Source organism: Pseudomonas sp. CP-1 (assembly GCF_021213715.1).
GTDB classification, from domain to species: domain Bacteria; phylum Pseudomonadota; class Gammaproteobacteria; order Pseudomonadales; family Pseudomonadaceae; genus Pseudomonas; species Pseudomonas aeruginosa.
Genome location: NZ_JAJQKY010000006.1, coordinates 279,253 through 304,455 on the forward strand (window position 1 = coordinate 279,253; position 25,203 = coordinate 304,455).

Genomic DNA, 25,203 nt, shown 5'->3' on the forward strand with positions numbered 1-25,203 from the left:
TCAGCCGACGATATCGGGCAATCCGGAAAGGAAATGCGGCCCCAGGTAGCGCTCGGGCAACTCGAACTCCCCGGGGTACTCCACCCGCACCAGATAGAGTCCGTAGGGGTGCGCGGTGACCCCACCGGCGCGCCGGTCGCGCGCCTCGAGCACCTCCTTCGCCCATTCGATCGGCCGCTCGCCGGCACCGATGGTCATCAGGACGCCAGCGATGTTGCGCACCATATGGTGAAGGAAAGCGTTACCGCGGATGTCCAGCACGATCAACCGACCATGCTCCAGCAAGCGCACGTGATGCATGGTCTTGACCGGCGACTTGGCCTGGCACTGCACCGCCCGAAACGAGGTGAAGTCATGGGTGCCGACCAGTACCTGGGCCGCCTCGCGCATCCGCCCGATATCCAGCGGCCGATGGTTCCAGGTGACCTCCTCGGCCAGGTGCGCCGGGCGGATCGGATCGTTGTAGATGGCGTAGCGATAGCGCCGGGCCATGGCCGAGAAGCGCGCGTGGAAATGCGCCGGCATCACTCTCGCCCAGGTCACACTGATATCCGCGGGCAGGTTGGCGTTGGTGCCCATCACCCATGCTTTCAACGGGCGCTCCACCGCGGTGTCGAAATGCACCACCTGGCCGCTGGCATGAACGGCAGCGTCGGTACGGCCGGCGCAGATCACCCCGACCGGCTCGGCGGCAACCTTCGACAAGGCGCGCTCCAGCGCTTCCTGCACGGAAGGCACGCCGGCTTCCTGGCGCTGCCAGCCACGATAGCGGGAGCCCTTGTACTCGATGCCGAGGGCGATTCTGGAAACGCCAGCGGCAGCCGATTCGGCTGCCGCTGGCGGAACAACATCGTTCATGAGGGTCGCTTCATTTCCGGATCAGGCCAGGCGCTCCAGCAACTCGCGGGCTTCCGCCTGCTGGCTGTCGTTACCTTCGGCCAGGACTTCGTCGAGGATATCGCGCGCGCCTTCGCTATCGCCCATGTCGATGTAGGCGCGAGCCAGATCCAGCTTGGTCGCCGCTTCGTCGGCACCGGAGAGGAAGTCGAAGTCATCGTCGGCGTCTCCGTCCAGGGCGGAGGCGACCGCTGCATCCTCGGCGGAGAAACTCGGCGCCGCGCTCTTCGGCTCGTCAAGGTTGCTGGCCAACTCGTCCAACTGCGCACTCACCTCGTCCAACTGGGCGGCGAAACTGTCCTCGCCCTTCTCCGGAGCGGCCGGCTCCGTCGGCTCGTCGGCCAGCGACAGGTCGAAGTCGTCCGGCAGGGACAACGCCGGCTCTTCGGCAGCCTCGGTATCGAGGGTGAATTCGTTGTCGGCGGGCGCCGCGGCGGGCACCTCGTCGTTCAGCGAAAGCAGGAAGTCGTCGTCCGAAAGCTTGTCTTCCGGCGCATCGAGATCCAGGGAGAAATCGCCCAGGTCGTCATGCTTGGGTTGGCTCGGAGTCTCTGCCAACTCCGCGAAATCCAGGCCGAAGTCGAGATCGTCGACAGGCTTGTCCGCCGCGGTCGAGGCCGCCAGGTCCAGATCGCTGTCCAGGGTCAGGTCGTCCAGCGCCCCGCTGTCGGACTTGAGGTCGGCCTGCACGTCGTCGCTGCCAAGATCGCCGCCGCCCAGGTCGTCCAGGCTCAGGTCGAAGGCGTCGTCGAGATCCTGTCCTGCCGCATCCGGCTTGGCCGCGTGACCGCTGTCGTCGAGCGACAGGTCGTCGAGGCTGAAGCTATCCAGCTCGTCCTGCGCCAGCTTGGCGCCGGCCAGGCCGGCAACCGCGGCGACCGCGACCATTGCCGGGTAGCGCGACTTGAGCTGCTCGACCTGCGGCTGTGCGCCGCCGATTTCGCGCAGCTCGTTTTCCTGGCGAGCGAAACCTTCGCGATCGCCCATCTCGGCATAGACTTCCATCAGCTTGAGGCGCAGGTCGGTGCGCTGCGGCTCGTCGTAGATGGCGTTCTGCAACAGTTCGGCGGCCTGGTTGAAACGCCCGTAGGCGATATAGATGTCGGCCTCGCCCAGCGCATCGGAAGTCTGCGCAGTGGTCTTCTCGACCTGCGGCGCGACGGCTGCGACCTGCGGTTCAGGCTCGTCGAGGGTCAGGTCGTCGAAGCCGTCCTTTCCCAGGTCCAGCGCATCCTCCTGTTCCTCGCCGGCATCCGCGGCGAAAGCCTGGGCTTCTTCCTTCTCTTTCTGCGCATTGCGCCGCGACAGGATCATCAGCAGCACCAGCAACGCCAGCAGTGCGCTACCGCCGATCACCGCCAACCACAGCGGGTTGGCCAGCAGTTCGTCGAGGAAGCTCGGTGCCGGCTGCTCTGCCGCCTGAACCGGAGCGGGCGCCGGAACGGCAGGTGCCGGAGGCTTCTCGGCAGCTGGCGCGGGCGGCGGCGCCACCGGAGGCTGCGCCGGAGCGGCGGGTGCTTCTCCGGCCGGAGCAGGAGTCGGCGCTGCCGCAGCGGGAGTCCCGGGCTGAGCCGGCGCCTGCGCTGCTGCATTGGGCTGGGACGCATCCGGCAGGGCTGCGTTCGGCTGGGCTGCGCCCTGGCCTTCGGCGCCCAACTGCCCTTGCAGCTTGGCCAACTGGGCGTCCTTCAACTGGATCAACTTCTGCAGCTTGTCCAGCTGGCTCTGCAGATCCTGCATGCGGCTCTGCAGTTCTTCGTTCTCGCGGCGAGTGCTATCGAGGCTTTCCTTGGTCACCGCCAGGGTATCGGCGATCGCCTTGCTGTCGCCCTTCCCGCCCTTGTCGGCACCCTTGCTGGCCTTGCCCTCGCCAGACACCAGGCGCAGGTTGTCCGTGGCGTCGACCTTGGATGGCGCCGACCCGGCGGCATTGCGCTGGGTCGCATCCAACTGCCTGGCGCCAGCGCTGCCCGCGGCCGGATTGCGGCTGCCGCGCCAGCTCTGGTTCTGCGCCTGCACCTGGGACAGCGCCTCGCGCGGCGAGCGCTCCAGCATCTGCTGTTCGGTGGGAATGCGCAGGACCTGGCCGCTCTTCAGCCGGTTGATGTTGCCATCGACGAAGGCGCCCGGATTCAGTTCCTGGAACGCAAGCATCGCCTGGGGTACGGAAACGCGATCGGTACGGTTGCGCTGGGCGATCTCCCAGAGCGTGTCGTTGGAAACGGTGCGATAGGTGTCGCTGCCTGCCGGCGCGGTGGTACGCACCGGAGCCGGCGCCTGCGGGGCTCGCGGGGCGCCGGTCGCGCGCGGCGCGCTGACCGGCGCTTGCGGAGCGCTTGCCGCGGCCTGCGGGGAGTACAGCGGCGGATCCAGCAGGACGGTGTACTCGCGCAGCAGGCGGCCGTTCGGCCAGAGCACCTGGACCAGGAAGTTCAGGTAGGGCTCCTGCACCGGCTTCGACGAGGTCACGCGAATGACGCTCTTGCCGTTGGGCTTCACCACCGGCGTGAACTTCAGGTCGGTGAGGTAGTACAGGCGATCGACGCCCGCCTTGCTGAACTCTTCCGGCGACGCCAGGCTCGGGATCACCTCGCCCGAACCCAGGTCACGAACTTCGAGCAGCTCGATCTCGGCATCCAACGGTTGGTTCAACGCCGACTTCAGGGTGATTTCCCCCAGTCCCAATCCATGCGCCATGCCGGAAGTCAGGACCGAGGCCGCCGCGATTGCCCGAACCAGTGTACGAAGCCGAACCATAGTGTAATCCCTTGGTTTTAATATCTTTTCTCGTTTCACGAGAGGGAGTGCGTCGGTGCTTGCTGTCCGCTCGCCCAGCCATGCATGGACGGACGCTCCCCGGCAGCAGCGGATCGAACCAGTATTAACAAGCTCGAATAATTCTACAAATCTGTGGGTAAGTATCTTTTACAGATAGTGTTTTATCAACAACTCACCCAGGAGCACGGCATTCAGCGCGGCACCTTTTCGCACATTATCAGACACAATCCACAAATTGACCTGACAGGGATCAGCCTGCCCCGCCCTCACCCGGCCGACATAGGTCTCGTCCTGGCCGAGGGCATCGCCGACCACCGTCGGATAATCGCCCTCGCCGACCCATTCGATACCTTTCGTCGCATCGAGGACCCGCGTCACCGCGGCCAGGTCCACCGGTTCCGCGCACTGCAGGGTCACGCTGAGGCTATCGCCGAAGAATACCGGCGCCTGGATGCAGGTAACGTTCAACGGTCCGATACGCTCGCCAAGCAAGGCCTGCACCTCCGCGAAGATGCGCCGCTCGATGGCGCTGTGCCCCTCGGCATCCACCGCGCCGACCTGCGCCAGCAGGTTGAAGGCGATCTGGCGGTCGAAGAGACGCGGCTCCAGGGGGCGCGCATTGAGCAGTTCGGCGGTCTGCCGGGCGAGTTCCTTGACCCCTTCGCGCCCCAGGCTGGAGACGGAGAGGCAGGCTGTCAGGTTCAGTTGCCGGCAATCCAGCGTGGCCAGGAGTGGCGCCAGCACTTCGCACAGTTCGGCGGCTACGGCGCAAGGACTGGACAAAAGGAACGGCGCCGCTTGCGAGGCCAGGCGTTCGGCATTCACCGACACCATGACCGGCGGTGCGACGCTCGGTTCCAGGGCGCCGCTCAGGTCGATCACCGAACAACCCGCCGCGCGGGCGCGCTCGGCATGGGCACGCGACACCTCGGCTGCCGCGGCGAAGAAGGCCAGGCCGACACTGGAAAAATCGAAGCTATCGACATCGCCGACGCGCAGGCTGCTTTCGGCGAAACCCATGCGCTGCCCGGCCGACTCGGCGCTGGCCAGCAGATGCAGACGATGAAGCGGGAAGTCGCGTTCGTCGAGGAGACCGACCAGAGCCTCGCCAACCGATCCGGTGGCGCCTACGACTGCGACATTGAGGGGCTGGGACATGGGAAAAGCCTCGGCGGTCTGCGAAATAGGCGTGGCACTTTACTTGCCCACCTTCGCCCAGGCAATCGAGGCGCCACCCATTGCGGGCGGCGCCGGATCGATCAGCGCTCCAGCAGGATGCGCAGCATGCGCCGCAGCGGCTCGGCAGCGCCCCACAGCAACTGGTCGCCGACGGTGAAGGCGCCGAGATACTGGGAGCCCATGTTCAGCTTGCGCAGGCGCCCGACCGGAACGCTCAGGGTGCCGGTGACGGCGGCCGGGGTCAGCTCGCGCACGCTTACCTCGCGGTGGTTCGGCACCAGCTTGACCCAGGGATTGTGCTGGCTGATCAGGCCCTCGATGTCGGTCAGCGGCACATCCTTGTTCAACTTGATGGTCAGCGCCTGGCTGTGGCAACGCATGGCGCCGACGCGCACGCAGATACCGTCGACCGGGATCGGGTTCTTGAAGCGGGCGAGGATCTTGTTGGTCTCCGCCTGGGCCTTCCACTCTTCGCGGCTCTGCCCGTTGGGCAGTTCCTTGTCGATCCAGGGGATCAGGCTGCCGCCCAGCGGCGCGCCGAAATGCTCGGTGGGGAAGGCTTCGCTGCGCAGGGTCTCCGCCACCTTGCGGTCGATGTCGAGGATCGCGCTGGCCGGGTTGGCCAGGTCATCCGCCACCGATGCATGGGCGGCGCCCATCTGCTTGAGCAGTTCACGCATGTTCTGCGCGCCGGCGCCGGAGGCGGCCTGGTAGGTCATGGCGCTCATCCACTCGACCAGCCCGGCGTCGAACAGCCCGCCCAAGGCCATCAGCATCAGGCTGACGGTGCAGTTGCCGCCGATGTAGTTGCGGGTGCCGGCGTCCAGGGCCTGGTCGATGACCTTGCGGTTGACCGGGTCGAGGACGATCACCGCGTCGTCTTCCATGCGCAGGCTGGAGGCGGCATCGATCCAGTAGCCCTGCCAGCCGGCCTCGCGCAGCTTGGGGAATACTTCGCTGGTGTAGTCGCCACCCTGGCAGGTCAGGATCACGTCGAGGGTCTTCAGCTCGTCGATGCTGTAGGCGTCCTTCAGCGGAGCGATGTCCTTGCCCACTTCCGGGCCCTGGCCACCGACGTTCGACGTGGTGAAGAACACCGGCTCGATCAGGTCGAAGTCCCGCTCTTCCAGCATCCGCTGCATGAGTACGGAACCCACCATCCCGCGCCAACCGATCAGACCTACACGCTTCATCGCAACTACACCTATATGAGAGAAGTGAGCTGGCCGGCAGCCATCATGGCGCCGGCCAAGCCCGTCAGATTACAGATTCTTGAGTGCCGCGACTACGGCATCGCCCATTTCCCGGGTGCCGACCTTGCGGCAGCCTTCGGACCAGATGTCGCCGGTGCGCAGCCCCTGGTCGAGGACCTTGCTCACCGCCTGCTCGATGGCGTCGGCGGCGGTCGCCTGGCTGAAGCTGTAGCGCAGCATCATCGAGACCGAGAGGATGGTAGCCAGCGGGTTGGCGATGCCCTGACCGGCGATGTCCGGGGCGGAACCGTGGCAGGGTTCGTACATGCCCTTGTTGTTCGCGTCGAGCGAGGCAGAAGGCAGCATGCCGATGGAACCGGTCAGCATGGAAGCCTCATCCGACAGGATGTCGCCGAACATGTTGTCGGTGACCATCACGTCGAACTGCTTGGGCGCGCGCACCAGCTGCATGGCGGCGTTGTCCACGTACATATGGGAAAGCTCGACGTCCGGGTAGTCCTTCGCCACCTCTTCCACCACTTCCCGCCACAGCTGGCTGGAGGCGAGGACGTTGGCCTTGTCCACCGAACAGAGCCTGTTGTTGCGTACGCGGGCCATGTCGAAACCGACGCGGGCGATACGACGGATTTCGCTCTCGCTGTACGGCAGGGTGTCGTAGGCCTGGCGCTCGCCGTTCTCCAGCACGCGCTGTTCGCGGGGCTGGCCGAAGTAGATGCCGCCGGTCAGTTCGCGGACGATGAGGATGTCCAGCCCGGCGACCACTTCCGGCTTCAGGCTGGAGGCCGCGGCCAGTTGCGGGTAGAGGATGGCCGGACGCAGGTTGGCGAACAGGCCCAGTTGCGAACGAATCTTCAGCAGACCGCGCTCGGGACGGATATCGCGTTCGATCCTGTCCCATTTCGGCCCTCCTACCGCGCCCAGCAGCACCGCATCGGCCTGGCGCGCGCGCTGCAGGGTCTGGTCGGCCAGCGGCACGCCGTGCTTGTCGATGGCCGCGCCACCGATGACGTCCTCGGCCAGTTCGAAGCCGAGCTGGAACCTGTCGTTGGCCAGCTCCAGCACCTTGACCGCTTCCGCCATGATTTCCGGACCGATACCGTCACCGGGGAGAACCAGGATCTGCTTGCTCATAACACCCTCTTGTCCTTCATTCATTGAACGGCGGGCATGCGCCGCCGTGATCGAACCGTCACTCCCGACGCAGCCACAGCACCAGCACGTCGGTGCTGAACGAGCCGTCGTCGGCAATCTCGAAATACTCTCTGACTTCCTCGCCCACCGCCAGCTGCAGGCTGCGGATCGCCTGGCGGAACACCTCCGGCGTACGCATCCGCTCGACCCACGACTGGAACTCCAAGCGCAGACGCTGGCGCCGGCTTCCGGTGACCAGCAACCCCGCCTCGCCGCTCAGGCGCGCCCACTCGGCCGGCGAGTAGTTGCGCACATGGCTGGTGTCGCGGAGCAGCTCGACGGTCTGCAGGAAGGTGTCCGGCAAGGCCTGCCCGGGCGCCGCCACGTCGACGAAGATCGCCACCCCGCCGGGCTTGAGCACCCGTCGCACCTCGCGCAGGGCCAGGCCGACGTCGCGCCAGTGATGGGTGGAATAGCGACTGAAGACGAAATCGAACTCGCCGTCGGCGAAGGGCAGGCTCTCCGCCTTGCCCTGCTCGGTGCGGATGTTCGCCATGCCCCGTTCCGCGGCGCTCTGCGCCACCACGGCGAGCATCTCGGCGGAAAGATCGTAGGCCACCACCTCCCCTGCCAGGGCGGCGACCTGGAAGCTCACGTGGCCGGCGCCGCAACCCAGGTCGAGGACCCGCGCTTCCGGGCGCCCGGCCAGGGCGTCGCGCAGCAAGGCGAATTCCTCGCCCTGGGCATGCACGGCGCTGCTCAGGTAGGCCGCAGCCTGGGCGCCGAACTGGCGCTGGACAACGTCATCGTGGTCGCTCATGAATCTACTCCAGGAGAAAAACCGGGCGCACCCTACCCAGGATGCGCCCGGCAAGGGGACTCGCGTGCCGCTCAGCGGAACAGCCAGGGCTGCTGCTGGCGGTAGCCGTCCTCGAAGGCGCGGATCGCATCGGCGTCCTGCAGCGTCAGGCCGATGTCGTCGAGGCCGTTGAGCAGGCAATGCTTGCGGAACGGGTCGACCTCGAAACCCAGCACCTTGCCATCAGGACGGGTAACGGTCTGCGCCGCCAGGTCGATGGACAACTGGTAGCCTTCGTTCGCCTCGACCTGGCGGAACAGTTCGTCCACCTCGGCCTCGGGCAGGATGATCGGCAGCAAGCCGTTCTTGAAACTGTTGTTGAAGAAGATGTCGGCATAGCTCGGTGCGATCACCGTGCGGAAACCGTACTCGTCCAGCGCCCAGGGCGCGTGCTCGCGGGACGAGCCGCAGCCGAAGTTCTCCCGCGCCAGCAGTACGCTGGCGCCCTGGTAGCGCGGCTGGTTGAGGACGAAGTCCGGGTTCAGCGGACGCTTCGAGTTGTCCTGTCCCGGCTGCCCGACATCCAGGTAGCGCCATTCGTCGAACAGATTGGGGCCGAAGCCGGTGCGCTTGATCGACTTGAGGAATTGCTTGGGAATGATCTGATCGGTATCGACGTTGGCGCGATCCAGCGGAGCGACGAGACCGGTCGTCTGGGTATAGGGTTTCATCTCGGTTCTCCTCAGGCGAGCAATTCGCGGACATCGATGAAGCGGCCGTTGACGGCCGCGGCGGCGGCCATCGCCGGGCTGACCAGGTGGGTACGGCCACCGGCGCCCTGACGGCCCTCGAAGTTGCGGTTGGAGGTCGAGGCGCAGTGTTCGCCGCTCTCCAGCCGGTCCGGGTTCATCGCCAGGCACATGGAACAGCCCGGCTCGCGCCATTCGAAGCCGGCCTCGATGAAGATCCGGTCCAGGCCTTCCTTCTCGGCCTGCTCCTTGACCAACCCGGAACCCGGCACCACCAGCGCCTGCTTGATGGTCGCGGCGACCTTGCGGCCCCTGGCCACTTCGGCGGCGGCACGCAGGTCCTCGATCCGCGAGTTGGTGCAGGAACCGATGAATACCCGGTCCAGCTGGATGTCGGTGATCGCCTGGTTCGGCCGCAGGCCCATGTATTTCAAGGCGCGCTCGATCGAACCGCGCTTGATCGGGTCGCTCTCGCGGGCCGGGTCCGGCACGTTCTGGTCCACGGCCAGGACCATTTCCGGCGACGTGCCCCAGCTGACCTGCGGCTTGATCTGCGCGGCGTCCAGCTCGACCACGGTATCGAAGCGGGCATCGGCGTCCGACACCAGCCCCTGCCAGCAGGCGACGGCCTGGTCCCATTGCTCGGCGCTCGGCGCGAAGGGCCGGCCCTTCACGTAGTCGATGGTCTTCTGGTCGACGGCGACCAGGCCGACGCGGGCGCCCGCCTCGATCGACATGTTGCAGATGGTCATCCGCCCTTCGATGGACAGGTCGCGGATGGCGCTGCCGGCGAACTCGATGGCGTGGCCGTTGCCGCCGGCGGTGCCGATCCTGCCGATCACCGCGAGGACGATATCCTTCGCCGTGACGCCGGCCGGCAGCCTGCCTTCGACCTTGACCAGCATGTTCTTCATCTTCTTCGCCACCAGGCACTGGGTCGCCAGCACATGCTCGACCTCGGAAGTGCCGATGCCGTGGGCCAGCGCGCCGAAGGCGCCGTGGGTGGAAGTGTGCGAGTCGCCGCAAACCACGGTCATCCCCGGGAGGGTCGCGCCCTGCTCCGGACCGACCACATGGACGATGCCCTGGCGCACGTCGTTCATCTTGAATTCGGTGATGCCGAAGTCGTCGCAGTTCTCGTCGAGGGTCTGCACCTGCAGGCGCGAGACCTCGTCGGCGATGGCGGCGATGCCGCCCTTGCGCTCGGTGCGGGTGGTCGGCACGTTGTGGTCCGGGGTAGCGATGTTGGCGTCGATCCGCCACGGCTTGCGCCCGGCCAGGCGAAGACCCTCGAAGGCCTGCGGCGAGGTCACTTCGTGCAGGATATGGCGGTCGATGTAGATCAGCGCCGAACCGTCGTCGCGCTGCTTGACCAAGTGCATGTCCCAGAGTTTGTCGTAGAGGGTCTTGCCGGCCATCGGGATTTCCTCATCAGCTTATTTCTATGCCCACAGGGCTTGTGAGGATGATCCTATGGCTTGTCTACGAATAACTCAAATTCATATTTTTCATCCAAAGCATTCCCAACAGGAATCCATTGGCGCTAAGCTCCGGGCAGCCGAAACCAGCGGAGGCCCGCAATGGACCTGAACAGCCTCAACACCTTCATCGCCATTGCCGAGACCGGCAGCTTCTCCGAAGCCGGCGAGCGCCTGCACCTGACCCAACCGGCGGTGAGCAAGCGCATCGCCGCCCTCGAACAGCAGCTCAATGCCCGGCTGTTCGACCGGGTCGGCCGCGAGGTCAACCTCACCGAGGCCGGGCGCGCCCTGCTGCCGCGCGCCTACCAGTTGCTCAACGTGCTCGACGACACCCGCCGGGCGCTGAACAACCTCACCGGCGAGGTCAGCGGCCGGCTGGTCCTGGCCACCAGCCACCACATCGGCCTGCATCGCCTGCCGCCGCTGCTGCGCGCCTTCACCCGGGCGCATCCGCAGGTGGCGCTGGATATCCAGTTCCTGGATTCGGAAGTGGCCTACGAGGAGATCCTTCATGGCCGTGCGGAGCTGGCGGTGATCACCCTGGCCCCGGAAACCGCCGAACCGGTGCGCGCAGTCCCGGTGTGGGACGACCCACTGGACTTCGTCGCCGCCCCGGAGCACCCGCTGGCCCGACAGGGCACGGTGTTCCTCGCCGACGTCGCCAAGCACCCCGCGGTATTCCCCGGCGGCAACACCTTCACCCACCACATCGTGCGGCGCATGTTCGAAGCCGAAGGGCTGACGCCGAACATCGCCATGAGCACCAACTACCTGGAGACCATCAAGATGATGGTCTCCATCGGCCTGGCCTGGAGCGTGCTGCCGCGGACCATGCTCGACGACCAGGTGGTGCGCCTGCCGCTACAGGACATCCAGCTCAGCCGCCAGCTCGGCTACATCCTGCACACCGAGCGGACCCTGTCGAACGCCGCGCGCGCCTTCATGCGCCTGCTCGACGAACAGGCATTCGGCAACGGCACTCCAGCGGCCTGAAGCGATTCAGGTCGGACGCCACGGGTAGGCCCTTCCCTCTTCGCCGTCCGCGGCCAGCGCTCACCCGACCTGCATGCCAATGCCCTCGCGACTCAGCCCTCGCCGACCCACGCCTGCACCTCGACCTCCACGTCGACCCCCAGCGCCAGCCCGGCGGTCACCGTCGAGCGTACCGGCAAGGCCCCCTGCACATGACGCTGGTAGACCTCGTTGAAACCGGCGAAGTGGGCCATGTCCGACAGCCAGACGGTGACCTTCACCAGTTGGTCGAAACGCGCGCCACAGCTCTCCAGGGTCTCGCCGATGCGTGCCATCACCGCTTCGGTCTGGGTCTGGATATCGCCACGTACCACCTCGCCGGTCGGACTCATCGGCACCTGTCCGGAAAGAAACAGGAAGCCGCCGGCCCGCACCGCGCGGGAAAAGGGAAACGGCAGGCTGCTGGGGTAACGCTGGATGTCATCGCTCATCTGGATTGCCTCCTGTTACTGAAGCGCTAGGAAGAAAAGCTTTCGGCCGCGGAATCGGCGTATTCATGTAGCACTGCGATCAACCCTGGCTCATATCGACGCGCTCCGCCAGAAAGTCCAGGAACGCCCGCACGCGCAGCGGCAGATAGCCGCCCTGGCCGACGTAGACGGCGTGGACTTCCTCCAGGTCGCCCGGGTTGTATGCCTCGAGCACGGGAATCAGGCGACCGGCGGCTATGTCCTCGCGCACCTGGAACGCGGCCAGCCGCGCCAGGCCCAGGCCGGCCACGGCCAGACAGCGCAGCGCCTCGCCATCGCTGGCCTGGGCGTTGCCCGACAACGGCACCACGAGTTCCTCGCCGGCGTCCCGCAGCGGCCAGCCGGAGCGCGTTCGCACATAGTTGGCGCCGAGGCGGTTGTGCCCCAGCAGCGCCTGCGGCGTGGCCGGCATGCCATGCCGGGCCAGGTAGGCCGGCGCACCGACGATCAGCATGCGCGTGCTCCCCAGCTTGCGCGCCACCAGGCTCGAGCTTTTCAGCGGCCCCGCGCGCACGGCCACGTCGGTGCGCTGCTCGAGGATGTCGACGACCTCATCGGTCAGCACGATATCCAGCGTCACCTCGGGATGCTGCGCGAGGAACTCGGGCACCAGCGGCAGGAGGAAATGATGTCCGAAAGGCACGTTGGCGTTGACTCGCAAGCGCCCGCGCGGCGCCGCGTTTTCGCTCGCACACCGCTCGGCTTCCTCCAGGTCGGCCAGGATACGCACCCCGCGCTCGTAGAACGTGCATCCCTCGGGCGTCAGTTGCAATTGACGGGTGGAGCGGTTCAGCAAGCGGGTTCCCAGGCGCTGTTCGAGCCGGGTGATCAGCTTGCTGACTGCCGAGGGCGTCATGCCGCAACGTCGAGCGGCGGCGGAAAAGCCCCCCGACTCGACGACCCGGGCAAACACCTCCAGTTCGCCGGAACGGTTGACTTCAAGCCGGGCCATGGCGCCCTGCCTGATGATTTCGCTTCATAAATGATGTTCCCCGCTACGGTCTATTTCCCTTAAATCTTTGAATTCATCATCAGCTACAGGATAACCACTGAATTCAACGACATGAAACGACCCATCGAAAGACTTCCCGCCGCGACCTCCAGCGCAACCCGGGCCTTCGCGCTCGCGACGAGCCTGTTGTACGCCTGCGCCGCGCCGGCCGCTTCCTGGACCGCCAGCTGGCAGGCCAGCCCGCAGCCGGTCTGGGCTGAGGACTTCCTGTTTCCCAGCAACGTGCCGGCCGAACTGCACGACCAGACGGTGCGGCAACTGGCGCGAATCAGCCTGGGAGGAACGCGCGTGCGCATCGTCCTGGCAAATACCTATGGAAAGCGCCCGATCCGGATCGGCCGGGCCACCCTGGCCAAACCGGGTTCCGAGCGCGCCGCGGTCGCCATCGGCAGCCTGCATGACGTGACCTTCGGCGGACGCCGGACGGCGACCATCGCGCCCGGGGCCACGCTACTCAGCGATCCGGTGGCGATGCCGGTGGCCGCGCTCTCGCAGGTGCTGGTGAGTCTCTACCTGCCGGCCGCCACGCCCATGGAAACCTTCCACTGGGACGGCCGCCAGACGGGCTGGATCGTCGCCGGCGAGCAGACCCAAAGCCACGCATTGCAGCTGGACGCGGCGGACAGCCAGAGCACCACCGCGCGCCTGCTGTTGACAGGTATCCTGGTCGAAACCGAAACGGCAACGCGGACGCTGGTGACGCTCGGCGACTCGATCACCGACGGAGCCAGCGCCAGCCTCGACCGGAACAGCCGTTGGCCGGACTTCCTCGCCGAACGCCTGGCCCCGCATGGCGTCGCCGTGGTCAATGCGGGGATTTCCGGCGCCCGTCTGCTGAGCGACGGCATGGGCGCGAGCGCGCTGGCACGTCTGGACCGCGACGTACTGGCCCAGCCAGGCGCAAGCAGCATGGTGGTGATGCTCGGCATCAACGACATTGCCTGGCCCGGTACCGCTTTTGCCCGGAATGCCGCACCGCCCACCCTGGAAGCGCTGATCGCCGGCTACCGGCAATTGATCGAACAGGCGCACAACCGGGGTATCCGGGTCGTCGGCGCGACCCTCACGCCGTTCGAGGGCGCACTGCCCGGCACGCCGTTGAGCGATTATTACCATCCCGCCAAGGAAGCCCTGCGCAGGCAGGTTAACGAGTGGATCCGTCATGCCGGCGCCTTCGATGCGGTGATCGACTTCGACGCGGCATTGCGCGATCCGGAGCAGCCGTCGCGGCTCGCCGCGCGCTACGACTCCGGCGACCATCTGCACCCCAGCGACGAAGGCAACCGGGCGATGGCGGCCGCCGTCGACCTCGACGTCCTGCTGGACGAGGTGCCTGACGGCACACCGGCAGAGCCCTGGGCCGATAGCGCAACGAAATGAAAAAAGGCGCCCGAAGGCGCCTTTTTTCGATCACCGCTGACGGTTACTGGTTGTCCAGTGCCGGGCGCTGGCCATTGATGGCGATACGCTTCGGCTTGGCTTCTTCCGGAACCAGCCGGACCAGGTCGATGTTCAGCAGGCCGTTGGCCAGCGAAGCCGCCTTGACCTCGATATGGTCGGCGAGGCGGAACGACAGCTTGAAGGCGCGCTGGGCGATGCCCTGGTGCAGGTAGGTCACGTTGTCCGTGGACTTCTCGCGCTTGCCGCCACTGACGGTCAGCACGCCGCGCTCGACCTGCAGGTCCAGGTCTTCTTCCTGGAAGCCGGCGGCGGCGATAACGATGCGATACTCGTCGTCACCGTGCTTTTCGACGTTGTAGGGCGGGTAGGTACTCCCGGCCTCATTGCGCAGGGCCGACTCGAACAGATCGTTGAAGCGATCGAAGCCTACGGAATGACGGAACAGCGGGGCGAGGGAAAAAGCGTTGCTCATTGCGAATCTCCTGAATTATCAGCAAGTACTCTGGTGCGGAACCCGTCTTCGGCATCCCGCACGAACTAGATAGGGATCGTCGGAAGTATTTCAAGAGCCTTGAGAACGACCGTTCGTCGTGCTCAGATCGAAACTCATCCTTTCGAGAACCGTCGCCATGGAACGCGCAATCCCGACCTTCCCCTGCCGCGATCTGGACAGCGCCAGCGCCTTCTACCAGTCCCTCGGCTTCCACCTTGGCGCTCGCTATCCGACCTACGCCATCCTCCAGCGCGGCGCCCTGGAGCTGCACCTGTCGCTGTTCGAAGCGCTCGAACCGAAGACCAACTGCAGCGCTGCCTACCTGCGCCTGGAGGACGTCCAGGCACTGCATCGCCAGGCCGCGGCCCTCGGCCTGGGCAGCCAGGGGATTCCACGCATCACGGCCCTGGAAGACCAACCCTGGGGCATGCGCGAATTCGCCCTGGTCGATCCCGACGGCAACCTGCTGCGGGTCGGCCAGGAGCTCGATGCGACGCCAGAGCAACACCGGGTTCGCCTGGCCAGCGCCGACGACGTCCCCGCGGTGGCCGCCCTCTGGCAAGCCAATGTCCGCGAAGCCGGAGAAACCCTGGATGCCGGCGACCAGCAGGCGATCCAGGCACTGCTCCTGGCCGCCTCGCGCAACCGCTTGCTCTGGCTGGCGGAGGCCCAGCAGCATCCCCGCGGTTTCGTCCTCGCCCACCTGTGGCAGATCGAGGACGGTCAGGCACGGGTGGGAGAGATCGCAGAGCTCTACGTACTGCCGCAGGCCCGCCGCCAGGGCCTGGCCCGGGAACTGGTGGGCAGTGCCGAGGAGGCCCTGCGCTCGCGCGGCGCCGGCCTGATCCGCGCGCAATCGGCCCTTGACGCGCCGCTGTCCAACCTGTTCTGGCAGGGCCTGGGCTGGGACGCCGACTACCTGACCTTCACTCGCTACTGACCTGGGGAGCATCATCATGCGCAACGTCATGCTGATCACCGGAGCCAGCCGCGGCATCGGCGCCGCCACCGCTCTGCTCGCCGCCGAGCGCGGCTATGCGGTCGTCCTCAACTATCTGCGCAACCGCGAGGCCGCCGAAGCGCTGCGCCAGCGCATCGAGCGCCAGGGCGGCGAAGCCCTGGCGGTGGCGGCCGACGTAGCCGAGGAAGGCGATGTCGAGCGGCTGTTCGCCGCCATCGACGAACGTTTCGGCCGCCTCGACGTGCTGGTCAACAACGCCGGCGTGCTGGAAGCGCAGACGCGCCTGGAAAACATCGACGCGGCGCGCCTGCACAGGGTATTCGCGACCAACGTGACCGGCAGCTTCCTCTGCGCCCGCGAGGCGGTGAAGCGCCTGTCGACCCGCCACGGCGGGCGCGGCGGCAGCATCGTCAACGTATCCTCGATGGCCTCGCGGCTGGGATCGCCCAACGAATACATCGACTATGCCGCCGCCAAGGGCGCCATCGACAGCATGACCATCGGGCTGGCCAGGGAAGTGGCGGCGGAGGGTATCCGGGTCAACGCGGTGCGGCCCGGACTGATCGATACCGAGATCCACGCCAGCGGCGGCGAGCCCGGCCGTATCGAACGCCTGAAGGGCGGCATACCGCTAGGACGCGGCGGTACGGCGGAGGAAGTCGCGCGGGCGATTCTCTGGCTGGCGTCGGACGAAGCCAGCTACAGCACCGGCACCTTCATCGATGTCAGCGGCGGCCGCTAGGCCTGCTACGCAAGCTAGGCCGCCTGGCTGAACGACACCTGCAACAGCCGGTCGATGGTTTCGCAATCGCTTTCCCGGCGAATCCGCGCGAACAGCTCGACGGCTTCGGGATAGGTGCGCGTGAGCATGCCCAGCCACTGCTTGAGACGCCCCGGGGCATAGCGCGGGGCGAGCTTGCGCCGGGCCTGTAGCCAGAAGTCGCGCAGCAGCGGCAACAGCTCGCTCCAGGGCATCTCGTGGATTTCGCCGCCATCGCGCCAGGCGGCGATCTGCCGAGCCAGGCCAGGACGCGAGACCAGGCCGCGACCGAGCATGATGTCCTCCACCCCGCTGACCTCGCGACAACGCAGGTAGTCGTCGAGCGTCCACACTTCGCCATTGGCGAACACCGGCACGCGCACCGCCTCGGCCACCCGCGCCACCCACTCCCAGTGCGCCGGCGGCCTGTAGCCATCGACCTTGGTCCGGGCATGCACCACTACATGGGCCGAGCCGCCGTCGGCCAGGGCCCGCGCGCAATCCAGGGCGCCGTCGGGACTGTCGTAGCCCAGGCGCATCTTCGAGGTCACCGCAATCTCGCTCGGCACCGCGCGACGCACGGCGGCGACGATGTCGTGCATCAGCTCCGGCTCCTTGAGTAATACCGCGCCGCCGCGCGAGCGGTTCACGGTCTTGGCCGGACAACCGAAGTTCAGGTCGATCACCGGGGCACCCAGCTCACAGGCGAACGCGGCGTTATCCGCCAGGCACGCAGGATCGGAGCCGAGCAACTGCACACGCATCGGCGTCCCGGCGCGGGTCCGGCTGCCGTCGCGCAGCTCCGGCGCCAGCTTGTGGAAAGCCGTGGCCGGCAGTAGGCGATCGGTGATGCGGATGAATTCGGTGACACACCAATCGATGCCGCCGACGCGGGTCAGCACGTCGCGGAGGATTTCATCCACCAGACCTTCCATCGGCGCCAGGGCGATTTGCACGAACCACTACCTCGAAAATGACAGGCGGCGGATTCTAGAGAATCCGCCGCCCGGAACAAAGTGCGAATGCCTGCCGGCCGACGCGCGACGGGTCAGGCCCCGGCGAGCAGAGCCTGGCCGTAGCCGTCGATGAACTCCGCCGGCATCCGCTTCGGCTTGCCGCTGGACAGTTCGATGCAGACGAAGGTGGTCTGCGCCCGCAGCAGTGTGGCGCCATCCGCCGGGCGTACCAACTGGAAGCGCCGGTTCATCCGCAGGCGCTGGTCGGACTCGACGATCCAGGTCGCCAGTTGCAGTTCGTCGCCCTCGTAGGCCGCGGCCAGGTAGTCGATCTCGTGGCGCAGCACCGCCATCGCCCGGTCCAGCCGGCGGTACTCGGCCAGGTCCAGGCCCAGCCGCTGCGAGTGGCGCCAGGCGCAGCGCTCCAACCAACTGACGTAGACGGCGTTGTTCGCGTGGCCGAGCCCGTCGATGTCCTCGGCGAGGACCCTGAGGTCGATCACGAACGGATCGGCGTAGTCCCAATTCATCAATGCTGCTCCAGGCTGCCGGCCAGTTCGCGCGCTTCCCTGGCCAGTTGTGTGATCTGATCCCAGGCCCGCGCCCGGATCAAGCTCGGCGGCGCCAGCCAGGTGCCGCCGACACAGGCGACATTGGGCAGGCGGAGGAAATTCAGCAGGTTGTCCAGGTTGACCCCGCCGGTCGGGCAGAAGCGGATGCCGGTGAACGGCCCCTTCAGGCTTTTCAGCATTTTCACGCTGGCAGTGCCATCGGCCGGGAACAGCTTCAGCGAGCGATAACCGTACTCCAGCGCCAGCAACACTTCCGAAGGCGTCATCACCCCGGGCAGGTATGGCAGGCCGGCATCCTCCGCGGCGGCGGCAAGGCGCGGCGTGCATCCGGGGCTGACGGCGAACTGCGCGCCCGCGTCGCGTGCCTCGAGAAACTGCTCGGTGTGAATCAGGGTACCCGCCCCCAGCAGGACCTCGGGCACCTCGCGATGGATGGCGGCGATCGCGTCCAGCGCCTGCGGCGTGCGCAGCGTCACTTCCAGCACCGTGACGCCGCCCGCATACAACGCGCGCGCCAGGTCGGGCGCCAGCGCCACGTCCTCGATCACCAGCACCGGCAATACCGGGCTGGCCTGCAGCAGGACCCGATCCAGCGGCAATGTCATGGGCATTCCTCGATTCGAAACGGCTCGCCCCGCCGGATCGCTCCGCGCGGGCCACAGCGCTTTTTACCGAAGAACCGAGGTCAGGACAACGACAACCCCTCTGCTACGCGCCTCAGGAAGCGCTCGCCGTCTTTTCCACGCGCCGGCAAGCGCGCATCGCCGGACGCTCCTCGAGCAGCGCCAGCAGCGACTCGCTCAGCCTGCGCTCGCCGAGCAGTCGGTGGTGGCCGCCGCCCGGCAGGCGCAGCAAGCGACTGGCCGGCCAGGCGGCATGGATGCGCTCGGCATTTTCCACCGCTACGCGCGGGTCGTCGTCGGCATGCACCACCAGTCCGGGCATTTCCAGACGGTAGCGCGCCACATCCAGGCACGCCGCGGATATGCCCGCCTGACGCTCGACCAGGCGGATGAAATGCGAGCGAGCCAGGGCCGGCAAACCGACGAAACGAGCGAACAGGCGCAACTGTTCGAGAATCCGCGACGGCGCCGAGACCGTCACCAGCGCTTCGCTGCGCAGCCCCATCTGGGCCGCCAGCAACGCCGCCGCGCCACCCAGGGAATGACCGACCACCGCACGCAGCGGCGGCAACTCGCCAGCGGCCTCCAGCAAGGCGTGGGCGAACAGCACCACGTTCGCCTCCCTGCCCGGCGAGCGGCCATGGGCCGGCGCATCGAGGGCATACACCGAATAACCCGCGCCGACCAGTTGCTCGATCAGATGGGCGAACTGTGTCGGCCTGCCGGCCCAGCCATGCAGCAGCAGGACTGCCGGCCCCTCGCCCCAGCGCAACACCGACAGCCCGAAGCGCAGAGTGACGCGCTCCGAGCTGGCCAGCAGCGGCAGCTCCCAATCCTTCGGCGGCCACTCGCCAGGCATCATGAACGCCCGACGCATACGCTCGGCCGTCCAACGCGGCGCGATGCGGCCGATCGTCCCGTTGAAACCGCGAATCCAGGTCAGGCTGCTCATCTCGCACCTCCTCAGTTCACCGCCTGTTTGGCGGCACGCAGAACCCGGTCGGACAGCTCGCCCGGCCCCAATGCCCGGGCCAGCGCCAAACCGCCAATCATCAACACCAGGTCGGCCAGGGCGACGTCGGTTTCCTCGGGATTTTCCGCCAGGCTGGCGACCATGATCTCGACATGCCTGCTCAAGACCTCGCGAAACCCCTCCGGCAGGCGCGCCACCTCGGCGAGGGTCGCCGGCAGCGGACAACCGGCGTCGACCTGTGCGTCCCGATGCTTGCGCGACAGGTAGAAGGCGGCCGCCAAGGCCCGACGCTCCTTTCCCGATAATCCGGGGTCGAGTTCGCCGAGCAGTTCGCGGCGCTTGCCGAGCAATTGCTCGAATGCCTCGAGCATCAGCGCATCCTTGCTCTGGAAGTGGGCATAGAAGCCGCCGACGGTGAGCCCCGCCGCGCCCATCACTTCCCCGACGCTAGGCTCGACGGCGCCCCGCTCGAGCAGGGCCTGGGTGGCGGCACCGAGGATGCGGGCACGGGTCTGGGTTTTCTTGTCGCTCATGACGGGCTCCGAAAATATTATGGATGAAATATTATATGCATAATAAAAATCGGCAAGCGTACGGCCGGACCGTCTGTCAGGAAATTCGAAAAGGGAAAAAACAAAAGGGCCATTCCAATTCGGAATGGCCCTATAGAGCCCCGCAGAGCGGGAAAAAGTGGCGTCCCCTAGGGGACTCGAACCCCTGTTACCGCCGTGAAAGGGCGGTGTCCTAGGCCACTAGACGAAGGGGACAATGAAACCTTCGAAAAGTAAGGCCAGCGATGCTGGCCTTGGAATGTGGTGGAGCTAGACGGGATCGAACCGTCGACCTCTTGCATGCCATGCAAGCGCTCTCCCAGCTGAGCTATAGCCCCGAATTCGCCATCAGGCGGGCGATCTTCCGATCGCTTCGACAACCTTCCGGTCATCGACACGCTCATCCATTGCTGGGACGGATGAACATGAAATGGCGTCCCCTAGGGGACTCGAACCCCTGTTACCGCCGTGAAAGGGCGGTGTCCTAGGCCACTAGACGAAGGGGACAATGAAACCTTCGAAAAGTAAGGCCAGCGATGCTGGCCTTGGAATGTGGTGGAGCTAGACGGGATCGAACCGTCGACCTCTTGCATGCCATGCAAGCGCTCTCCCAGCTGAGCTATAGCCCCGAATTCGCCATCAGGCGGGCGATCTTCCGATCGCTTCGACAACCTTCCGGTCATCGACACGCTCATCCATTGCTGGGACGGATGAACATGAAATGGCGTCCCCTAGGGGACTCGAACCCCTGTTACCGCCGTGAAAGGGCGGTGTCCTAGGCCACTAGACGAAGGGGACAATGAAACCTTCGAAAAGTAAGGCCAGCGATGCTGGCCTTGGAATGTGGTGGAGCTAGACGGGATCGAACCGTCGACCTCTTGCATGCCATGCAAGCGCTCTCCCAGCTGAGCTATAGCCCCGAATTCGCCATCAGGCGGGCGATCTTCCGATCGCTTCGACAACCTTCCGGTCATCGACACGCTCATCCATTGCTGGGACGGATGAACATGAAATGGCGTCCCCTAGGGGACTCGAACCCCTGTTACCGCCGTGAAAGGGCGGTGTCCTAGGCCACTAGACGAAGGGGACGAAACCTTCGTAGGAATCCGCAAAACCAACCGCGTATTCCCGGCAATTTGGTGGAGCTAGACGGGATCGAACCGTCGACCTCTTGCATGCCATGCAAGCGCTCTCCCAGCTGAGCTATAGCCCCAAAGTACCGCTGGATCGCTTCACTTCGTTGAGTTCGTCGTGAAGACGGGGCGCATACTAAGGGCGAGGCTTGAGGCTGTCAACATTATTTTTCATCGAAACCTAAAAAATTTTACCGGAAGAACAATCACTTACCTCCCCTCCCCAAAANAAAGTACCGCTGGATCGCTTCACTTCGTTGAGTTCGTCGTGAAGACGGGGCGCATACTAAGGGCGAGGCTTGAGGCTGTCAACATTATTTTTCATCGAAACCTAAAAAATTTTACCGGAAGAACAATCACTTACCTCCCCTCCCCAAAAAACGAGGCCCGCAACTGGGCGGGCCTCGTCATCGACTGTGGAAGAAAGCCGGTCAGCCGGGAATGGCGTCGCGGATCTTCTCCCATTCCTTGGTTTCCTTTTTCGACGCCCCGCCCAGCAGCTCCAGGGCCTGGCGCAAGCGATAGCGCGACAGGTCGGCACCAAGGATCTCCATGGCGTCCAGCACCGAAACCGAGCTGGCATGTCCGGTGATGGCCGGGAACATCAGCGGCATCACGTCGCGCAGCTTGAGCTGGAGGTGTTCGGCGACAGCCTGGATGCAGCCGGTGATGCGTTCCTTCTCCCACTGGCGCAGGGATTCGAGTTTCCACAGCACCAGTTGCAGGACCTGGCGGACCTGGGTCGGATCGAGCTTCTTGTGTTCGAACAGCGAAGCGTCCAGCGGCACCCCGCCGCTGAAGAAGAATCCGGCCAGCGGTGCGATCTGGCTGAAGTTCTCCACCCGTCCCTGCACGTGCGGAGCGATCTTCATCAGGTATTCGGGATTCAACGCCCACTTCTGCACCTCACGGGCGAACTCCTCCACGGACTGCTCGCGGATCCACTGCCCGTTCAGCCAGGAGAGTTTCTCCAGGTCGAAGATCGGTCCGCCCAGGGAGACGCGCGACAGGTCGAAATGCTCGATCATCTCGGCGAGGGTGAATTTCTCGCGCTCGTCCGGCATCGACCAGCCCATCCGCCCGAGGTAGTTGAGCAGCGCCTGCGGCAGGTAGCCCATGCGTTCGTAGAAGGTGATAGAGGTCGGGTTCTTGCGCTTGGACAGCTTGCTCTTGTCAGGGTTGCGCAGCAGCGGCATGTAGCACAGCTGCGGCTGCTCCCAGCCGAAATACTCGTAGAGCTTGATCAGCTTGGGCGCCGATGGCAGCCACTCTTCGCCGCGCAGGACGTGGGTGATGCCCATCAGGTGGTCGTCGACCACGTTGGCGAGGAAGTAGGTGGGCAGGCCGTCGGCCTTCATCAGCACCTGCATGTCCATGCGATCCCACGGAATCTCGACATCGCCGCGGAGCATGTCCGGCACCACGCAGACACCCTCGGTCGGCACCTTCATGCGGGTGACGTGGGACTCGCCGGCGGCGAGGCGGCGCTGCACCTCATCCTTCGGCAGGTGCATGCAGTGGCCGTCGTAGCGCGGGGTTTCCTTGCGCGCCATCTGCTCGGCGCGAACCGCATCGAGGCGCTCGGGCGTGCAGAAGCAGGTGAAGGCATGGCCCTTCTCGACCAGTTCGTCCGAATACTTCTTGTAGATGTGCCCGCGCTCGCTCTGCCGGTACGGGCCATGCGGGCCGCCGACGTCCGGGCCCTCGTCCCACTCGATGCCGAGCCAGCGCAGGGCGTCGTAGATCTGCTGCTCGGACTCCCGCGTCGAACGCAGTTGGTCGGTGTCCTCGATGCGCAGGATGAACTGACCGCCGTGCTGACGCGCGAAGCACAGGTTGAACAGCGCGATGTATGCGGTACCGACGTGCGGGTCGCCCGTCGGCGACGGGGCGATGCGAGTACGAACAGTGGTCATGGAGACTCTCTTGCCAAGCGGAAGTTAAAACGGAAATTCAGGGGCGCGATGTTATCAGGCGGGCCGCCTCCGGCTCCAGTAAACGACCGGTGTCGGCCGGCAGGCGGCTGATCAGGAAATCGAGGAAGGCCTTGACCTTCATCGCCTGGAAACGCCGCGAAGGATAGACCGCATACAGTTCGCCGACCGGCAACGGCACGTCCGCCAGCAAACGCACCAGACGCCCGCTGTGCACGCTCTCCGCACAGATCAGCGCCGGTAGCGCGGCAATGCCGGCACCGGCGACCACCGCCTCGCGGGCGAAGGTGATGTTGTTGCAGGACAGCACCCGCTGGCAGGGCAGGCTGTCTCCGGAAAGCGGCCAGTAGCGCTGGGAGTCGGTGGACAGAAGGACCGCGCGATGCCCGGCAAGCTCGGCCACCGATGTCGGCGTGCCGTGCGCCGCCAGGTAGTCGGGGCTGGCGCAGAGCCAGCGGCTGGTAGAGAGCAGGCGACGGGCCACCAGGGTGGAATCCTCCGGCTGGCCGACCATGATCACGATGTCGACGCCCTCCTGCAGCGGATCGACGCTGCGCGAGGCCAGCTCGACCTCGGCGGTGATCTGCGGGTACTGGCGCATGAAGTCGCCCAGCAGGCTGGCGAGGAACATCTGGCCGAACTCTATCGGCGAGGTGATCCGCAGCAATCCCGACGGCGCCTGTTGCAACTGCATGACCGCCTGCTCGGCCTCGGCGAAATCGTGCATGATCTGCCGGCAGCGCTCGTAGTAGGCCTGCCCTACTTCGGTCAGGCGCAACTTGCGGGTGGTGCGATTGAGCAGGCGCACGCCCAGGCGCTCCTCCAGCAGGGCAATGCGCCGGCTCACCGTGGACTTCTGCATGCCCAGGCTCTGCGCGGCCTGGGTGAAGCTGTGGTACTCCACCACGCGGGTGAAGATCAGCGCATCATCAAGCCCCATTATTGTTCCCTATAAGCAACAAAGAGTCCGAAGTGTAGCGCCTATAACGTCCGGCGGAACACTGCTAGATTGGCCGAATTTTGCCGACGGAACACTCCACCCATGCCCGCCCAACTCAAACGTCGCCTGACCGTCTTCCTGGTGGCCGTCGGCCTGATCGCCCTGGCCTTCTTCCTGCACTGGTGGTTCATCGGCCGCCACGTGGAAAGCACCGACAACGCCTACGTCCAGGGCGAGATCACGCGGGTGGCCAGCCAGTTGGGCGCGCGGGTCGAGGAAGTCCTGGTGCGCGACAACCAGCACGTGGACAAGGGGCAGCTACTGGTACGCCTGGAAGACGCCGACTTCAAGCTCGCCGTCGAGCGCGCCCAGGCCGCGCTGGCCACCCGCGAGGCGGAACTGGCCCAGGCGCGCAGCAAGCTGGTGCAGCAGGGCAGCCTGATCGCCGCCAGCGCCGCCGACGTCAACGCCAGCCAGGCAACCCTTGGCCGCGCACAGATCGACCTGAACCGCGCCGAAGCCCTGCGCAAGCCCGGCTACGTTTCCGAGGAACGGGTCACCACCCTCACCGCCGACAACCATGTGGCCCGCTCGCAACTGGCCAAGGCCCGCGCCGACCTCGAGGCACAACGCGTCCAGCGCGACACCCTGGGCGCCGAGATCAAGCGCCTGGAAGCGCAGATCGCCAGCGCCCGCACCGAACTGGCGCAAGCCGAAATCAACCTGTCACGCACCCTGATCCATTCGCCGATCAACGGCCTGGTCGGCCAGCGCAGCGCACGCAACGGCCAGTACGTGCAGGTTGGTACCCATTTGCTGTCGCTGGTGCCGGACGAAGACATCTGGGTCCAGGCCAACTTCAAGGAGACCCAGGTCGGCCGCATGCGCGACGGGCAGAAGGCGCGCCTGACCTTCGACGCCTTCCCCGACACGCCTATCGACGGCCGCATCGATAGCCTGTTCGCCGCTTCCGGCGCGCAGTTCAGCCTGCTGCCACCGGACAACGCCACCGGAAACTTCACCAAGGTGGTGCAACGCATCCCGGTGAAGATCGTGTTCGAGGCCGACAACCCGCTGCATGGCCGCATCCGCCCCGGCATGTCCGTCGAAGCCGAGGTCGAGCTCCGTGACCGCTGAGGCGCTGGCCCGGCCGCTTGGCGAACC

General features: G+C 65.9%; 23 protein-coding genes and 8 tRNA genes. 5 read left to right on the forward strand and 26 right to left on the reverse strand.

Translation table 11 applies throughout. The features are described from left to right. From truA to leuC, 8 genes are all read right to left on the reverse strand, one after another. Entirely contained in the window at window positions 1–858 is an 858-nt protein-coding gene (gene truA, locus LT948_RS14895) for a tRNA pseudouridine(38-40) synthase TruA (RefSeq protein ID WP_003091390.1), read from the reverse strand. 21 nt (window positions 859–879) lie between these two features. Further along, window positions 880–3,654, reverse strand: coding sequence for a motility hub landmark protein FimV (gene fimV / locus LT948_RS14900; RefSeq protein ID WP_003130552.1), 2,775 nt, complete (start codon window positions 3,652–3,654; stop codon window positions 880–882). Window positions 3,655–3,822: 168 nt separating this feature from the next. Further along, on the reverse strand, window positions 3,823–4,833 hold the full coding sequence (locus tag LT948_RS14905) for an aspartate-semialdehyde dehydrogenase (protein ID WP_003115016.1): 1,011 nt from the start codon (window positions 4,831–4,833) through the stop codon (window positions 3,823–3,825). 101 nt (window positions 4,834–4,934) lie between these two features. After that, complete coding sequence (gene asd / locus LT948_RS14910; RefSeq protein WP_003111187.1) at window positions 4,935–6,047, reverse strand: aspartate-semialdehyde dehydrogenase; 1,113 nt, start codon at window positions 6,045–6,047, stop codon at window positions 4,935–4,937. A 69-nt stretch (window positions 6,048–6,116) separates the two neighbouring features. Continuing rightward, a complete protein-coding gene (gene leuB / locus LT948_RS14915; protein WP_003091395.1) occupies window positions 6,117–7,199 on the reverse strand; it encodes a 3-isopropylmalate dehydrogenase in 1,083 nt (360 codons plus the stop codon). Between the two features lie 58 nt (window positions 7,200–7,257). Beyond that, window positions 7,258–8,019 carry a class I SAM-dependent methyltransferase gene (locus tag LT948_RS14920; RefSeq protein ID WP_003091396.1) on the reverse strand — a complete coding sequence of 254 codons (762 nt, stop codon included), beginning with the start codon at window positions 8,017–8,019 and terminating at the stop codon, window positions 7,258–7,260. A gap of 71 nt (window positions 8,020–8,090) precedes the next feature. Then, window positions 8,091–8,729, reverse strand: a complete 639-nt coding sequence (gene leuD / locus LT948_RS14925) for a 3-isopropylmalate dehydratase small subunit (RefSeq protein WP_003091398.1) — start codon at window positions 8,727–8,729, stop codon at window positions 8,091–8,093. 11 nt (window positions 8,730–8,740) lie between these two features. Then, window positions 8,741–10,165 (reverse strand): 3-isopropylmalate dehydratase large subunit, encoded by a 1,425-nt coding sequence (gene leuC, locus LT948_RS14930; RefSeq protein ID WP_003091399.1) that lies wholly within the window; start codon window positions 10,163–10,165, stop codon window positions 8,741–8,743. A 162-nt stretch (window positions 10,166–10,327) separates the two neighbouring features. Here leuC and LT948_RS14935 point away from each other — a divergent pair, with 162 nt between their 5' ends. Beyond that, window positions 10,328–11,221 carry a LysR family transcriptional regulator gene (locus tag LT948_RS14935; protein ID WP_003091401.1) on the forward strand — a complete coding sequence of 298 codons (894 nt, stop codon included), beginning with the start codon at window positions 10,328–10,330 and terminating at the stop codon, window positions 11,219–11,221. 92 nt (window positions 11,222–11,313) lie between these two features. Here the strand turns inward: LT948_RS14935 and LT948_RS14940 are convergent, their stop codons facing one another. Both LT948_RS14940 and LT948_RS14945 read right to left on the reverse strand, forming a co-directional pair. Next, on the reverse strand, window positions 11,314–11,691 hold the full coding sequence (locus tag LT948_RS14940) for a RidA family protein (protein ID WP_003091402.1): 378 nt from the start codon (window positions 11,689–11,691) through the stop codon (window positions 11,314–11,316). A gap of 79 nt (window positions 11,692–11,770) precedes the next feature. Beyond that, window positions 11,771–12,682 carry a LysR substrate-binding domain-containing protein gene (locus LT948_RS14945; RefSeq protein ID WP_023875084.1) on the reverse strand — a complete coding sequence of 304 codons (912 nt, stop codon included), beginning with the start codon at window positions 12,680–12,682 and terminating at the stop codon, window positions 11,771–11,773. Between the two features lie 111 nt (window positions 12,683–12,793). Here LT948_RS14945 and LT948_RS14950 point away from each other — a divergent pair, with 111 nt between their 5' ends. Further along, window positions 12,794–14,122: an SGNH/GDSL hydrolase family protein gene (locus LT948_RS14950; protein ID WP_023875083.1), complete on the forward strand. Its 1,329-nt coding sequence runs from the start codon at window positions 12,794–12,796 to the stop codon at window positions 14,120–14,122. Between the two features lie 43 nt (window positions 14,123–14,165). Here the strand turns inward: LT948_RS14950 and LT948_RS14955 are convergent, their stop codons facing one another. After that, window positions 14,166–14,615, reverse strand: coding sequence for an Hsp20 family protein (locus LT948_RS14955; protein ID WP_003091405.1), 450 nt, complete (start codon window positions 14,613–14,615; stop codon window positions 14,166–14,168). A gap of 157 nt (window positions 14,616–14,772) precedes the next feature. On the opposite strand from LT948_RS14955, the gene LT948_RS14960 reads away from it, so the two are divergent. Further along, on the forward strand, window positions 14,773–15,576 hold the full coding sequence (locus tag LT948_RS14960) for a glyoxalase/bleomycin resistance/extradiol dioxygenase family protein (protein ID WP_023875082.1): 804 nt from the start codon (window positions 14,773–14,775) through the stop codon (window positions 15,574–15,576). Between the two features lie 16 nt (window positions 15,577–15,592). After that, window positions 15,593–16,339 (forward strand): SDR family oxidoreductase, encoded by a 747-nt coding sequence (locus LT948_RS14965; RefSeq protein ID WP_003091407.1) that lies wholly within the window; start codon window positions 15,593–15,595, stop codon window positions 16,337–16,339. 14 nt (window positions 16,340–16,353) lie between these two features. Here the strand turns inward: LT948_RS14965 and LT948_RS14970 are convergent, their stop codons facing one another. The 15 genes from LT948_RS14970 to LT948_RS15040 form a co-directional block, all read right to left on the reverse strand. After that, on the reverse strand, window positions 16,354–17,313 hold the full coding sequence (locus LT948_RS14970; RefSeq protein ID WP_003091408.1) for a tRNA dihydrouridine synthase: 960 nt from the start codon (window positions 17,311–17,313) through the stop codon (window positions 16,354–16,356). A 92-nt stretch (window positions 17,314–17,405) separates the two neighbouring features. Beyond that, on the reverse strand, window positions 17,406–17,843 hold the full coding sequence (locus LT948_RS14975; RefSeq protein ID WP_003107647.1) for an acyl-CoA thioesterase: 438 nt from the start codon (window positions 17,841–17,843) through the stop codon (window positions 17,406–17,408). Then, on the reverse strand, window positions 17,843–18,490 hold the full coding sequence (locus LT948_RS14980) for a bifunctional 4-hydroxy-2-oxoglutarate aldolase/2-dehydro-3-deoxy-phosphogluconate aldolase (RefSeq protein WP_003091412.1): 648 nt from the start codon (window positions 18,488–18,490) through the stop codon (window positions 17,843–17,845). Before LT948_RS14980 ends, LT948_RS14975 begins: the two co-directional genes overlap by 1 nt. A 112-nt stretch (window positions 18,491–18,602) precedes the next feature. Further along, window positions 18,603–19,460: an alpha/beta fold hydrolase gene (locus tag LT948_RS14985; protein WP_003107646.1), complete on the reverse strand. Its 858-nt coding sequence runs from the start codon at window positions 19,458–19,460 to the stop codon at window positions 18,603–18,605. 11 nt (window positions 19,461–19,471) lie between these two features. Then, window positions 19,472–20,014: a TetR/AcrR family transcriptional regulator gene (locus tag LT948_RS14990; RefSeq protein ID WP_003116437.1), complete on the reverse strand. Its 543-nt coding sequence runs from the start codon at window positions 20,012–20,014 to the stop codon at window positions 19,472–19,474. A 158-nt stretch (window positions 20,015–20,172) separates the two neighbouring features. Then, window positions 20,173–20,248 (reverse strand) — tRNA-Glu (locus LT948_RS14995). A 46-nt stretch (window positions 20,249–20,294) separates the two neighbouring features. Next, window positions 20,295–20,370: transfer RNA gene (locus LT948_RS15000), tRNA-Ala, on the reverse strand. A 93-nt stretch (window positions 20,371–20,463) separates the two neighbouring features. After that, window positions 20,464–20,539 (reverse strand) — tRNA-Glu (locus LT948_RS15005). A gap of 46 nt (window positions 20,540–20,585) precedes the next feature. Further along, window positions 20,586–20,661 (reverse strand) — tRNA-Ala (locus tag LT948_RS15010). A 93-nt stretch (window positions 20,662–20,754) separates the two neighbouring features. Further along, window positions 20,755–20,830 (reverse strand) — tRNA-Glu (locus LT948_RS15015). A gap of 46 nt (window positions 20,831–20,876) precedes the next feature. Continuing rightward, window positions 20,877–20,952: transfer RNA gene (locus LT948_RS15020), tRNA-Ala, on the reverse strand. 93 nt (window positions 20,953–21,045) lie between these two features. Then, window positions 21,046–21,121, reverse strand: a tRNA-Glu gene (locus LT948_RS15025). Window positions 21,122–21,169: 48 nt separating this feature from the next. Continuing rightward, window positions 21,170–21,245 (reverse strand) — tRNA-Ala (locus LT948_RS15030). 351 nt (window positions 21,246–21,596) lie between these two features. Further along, window positions 21,597–23,081, reverse strand: coding sequence for a glutamate--tRNA ligase (gene gltX, locus LT948_RS15035; RefSeq protein WP_003104596.1), 1,485 nt, complete (start codon window positions 23,079–23,081; stop codon window positions 21,597–21,599). Between the two features lie 37 nt (window positions 23,082–23,118). Next, entirely contained in the window at window positions 23,119–24,039 is a 921-nt protein-coding gene (locus tag LT948_RS15040; protein WP_003091419.1) for a LysR family transcriptional regulator, read from the reverse strand. 102 nt (window positions 24,040–24,141) lie between these two features. On the opposite strand from LT948_RS15040, the gene LT948_RS15045 reads away from it, so the two are divergent. Next, on the forward strand, window positions 24,142–25,176 hold the full coding sequence (locus LT948_RS15045; protein ID WP_003091421.1) for an HlyD family secretion protein: 1,035 nt from the start codon (window positions 24,142–24,144) through the stop codon (window positions 25,174–25,176). Window positions 25,177–25,203: the final 27 nt, after the last annotated feature.

What these genes read in the sequence shown, in the direction of transcription:
- truA (WP_003091390.1), bottom strand. Translation starts at nt 858, where the DNA reads ATGAACGATGTTGTTCCGCCAGCGGCAGCCGAATCGGCTGCCGCTGGC.
- fimV (WP_003130552.1), bottom strand. Translation starts at nt 3,654, where the DNA reads ATGGTTCGGCTTCGTACACTGGTTCGGGCAATCGCGGCGGCCTCGGTC.
- LT948_RS14905 (WP_003115016.1), bottom strand. Translation starts at nt 4,833, where the DNA reads ATGTCCCAGCCCCTCAATGTCGCAGTCGTAGGCGCCACCGGATCGGTT.
- asd (WP_003111187.1), bottom strand. Translation starts at nt 6,047, where the DNA reads ATGAAGCGTGTAGGTCTGATCGGTTGGCGCGGGATGGTGGGTTCCGTA.
- leuB (WP_003091395.1), bottom strand. Translation starts at nt 7,199, where the DNA reads ATGAGCAAGCAGATCCTGGTTCTCCCCGGTGACGGTATCGGTCCGGAA.
- LT948_RS14920 (WP_003091396.1), bottom strand. Translation starts at nt 8,019, where the DNA reads ATGAGCGACCACGATGACGTTGTCCAGCGCCAGTTCGGCGCCCAGGCT.
- leuD (WP_003091398.1), bottom strand. Translation starts at nt 8,729, where the DNA reads ATGAAACCCTATACCCAGACGACCGGTCTCGTCGCTCCGCTGGATCGC.
- leuC (WP_003091399.1), bottom strand. Translation starts at nt 10,165, where the DNA reads ATGGCCGGCAAGACCCTCTACGACAAACTCTGGGACATGCACTTGGTC.
- LT948_RS14935 (WP_003091401.1), top strand. Translation starts at nt 10,328, where the DNA reads ATGGACCTGAACAGCCTCAACACCTTCATCGCCATTGCCGAGACCGGC.
- LT948_RS14940 (WP_003091402.1), bottom strand. Translation starts at nt 11,691, where the DNA reads ATGAGCGATGACATCCAGCGTTACCCCAGCAGCCTGCCGTTTCCCTTT.
- LT948_RS14945 (WP_023875084.1), bottom strand. Translation starts at nt 12,682, where the DNA reads ATGGCCCGGCTTGAAGTCAACCGTTCCGGCGAACTGGAGGTGTTTGCC.
- LT948_RS14950 (WP_023875083.1), top strand. Translation starts at nt 12,794, where the DNA reads ATGAAACGACCCATCGAAAGACTTCCCGCCGCGACCTCCAGCGCAACC.
- LT948_RS14955 (WP_003091405.1), bottom strand. Translation starts at nt 14,615, where the DNA reads ATGAGCAACGCTTTTTCCCTCGCCCCGCTGTTCCGTCATTCCGTAGGC.
- LT948_RS14960 (WP_023875082.1), top strand. Translation starts at nt 14,773, where the DNA reads ATGGAACGCGCAATCCCGACCTTCCCCTGCCGCGATCTGGACAGCGCC.
- LT948_RS14965 (WP_003091407.1), top strand. Translation starts at nt 15,593, where the DNA reads ATGCGCAACGTCATGCTGATCACCGGAGCCAGCCGCGGCATCGGCGCC.
- LT948_RS14975 (WP_003107647.1), bottom strand. Translation starts at nt 17,843, where the DNA reads ATGAATTGGGACTACGCCGATCCGTTCGTGATCGACCTCAGGGTCCTC.
- LT948_RS14980 (WP_003091412.1), bottom strand. Translation starts at nt 18,490, where the DNA reads ATGACATTGCCGCTGGATCGGGTCCTGCTGCAGGCCAGCCCGGTATTG.
- LT948_RS14985 (WP_003107646.1), bottom strand. Translation starts at nt 19,460, where the DNA reads ATGAGCAGCCTGACCTGGATTCGCGGTTTCAACGGGACGATCGGCCGC.
- LT948_RS14990 (WP_003116437.1), bottom strand. Translation starts at nt 20,014, where the DNA reads ATGAGCGACAAGAAAACCCAGACCCGTGCCCGCATCCTCGGTGCCGCC.
- gltX (WP_003104596.1), bottom strand. Translation starts at nt 23,081, where the DNA reads ATGACCACTGTTCGTACTCGCATCGCCCCGTCGCCGACGGGCGACCCG.
- LT948_RS15040 (WP_003091419.1), bottom strand. Translation starts at nt 24,039, where the DNA reads ATGGGGCTTGATGATGCGCTGATCTTCACCCGCGTGGTGGAGTACCAC.
- LT948_RS15045 (WP_003091421.1), top strand. Translation starts at nt 24,142, where the DNA reads ATGCCCGCCCAACTCAAACGTCGCCTGACCGTCTTCCTGGTGGCCGTC.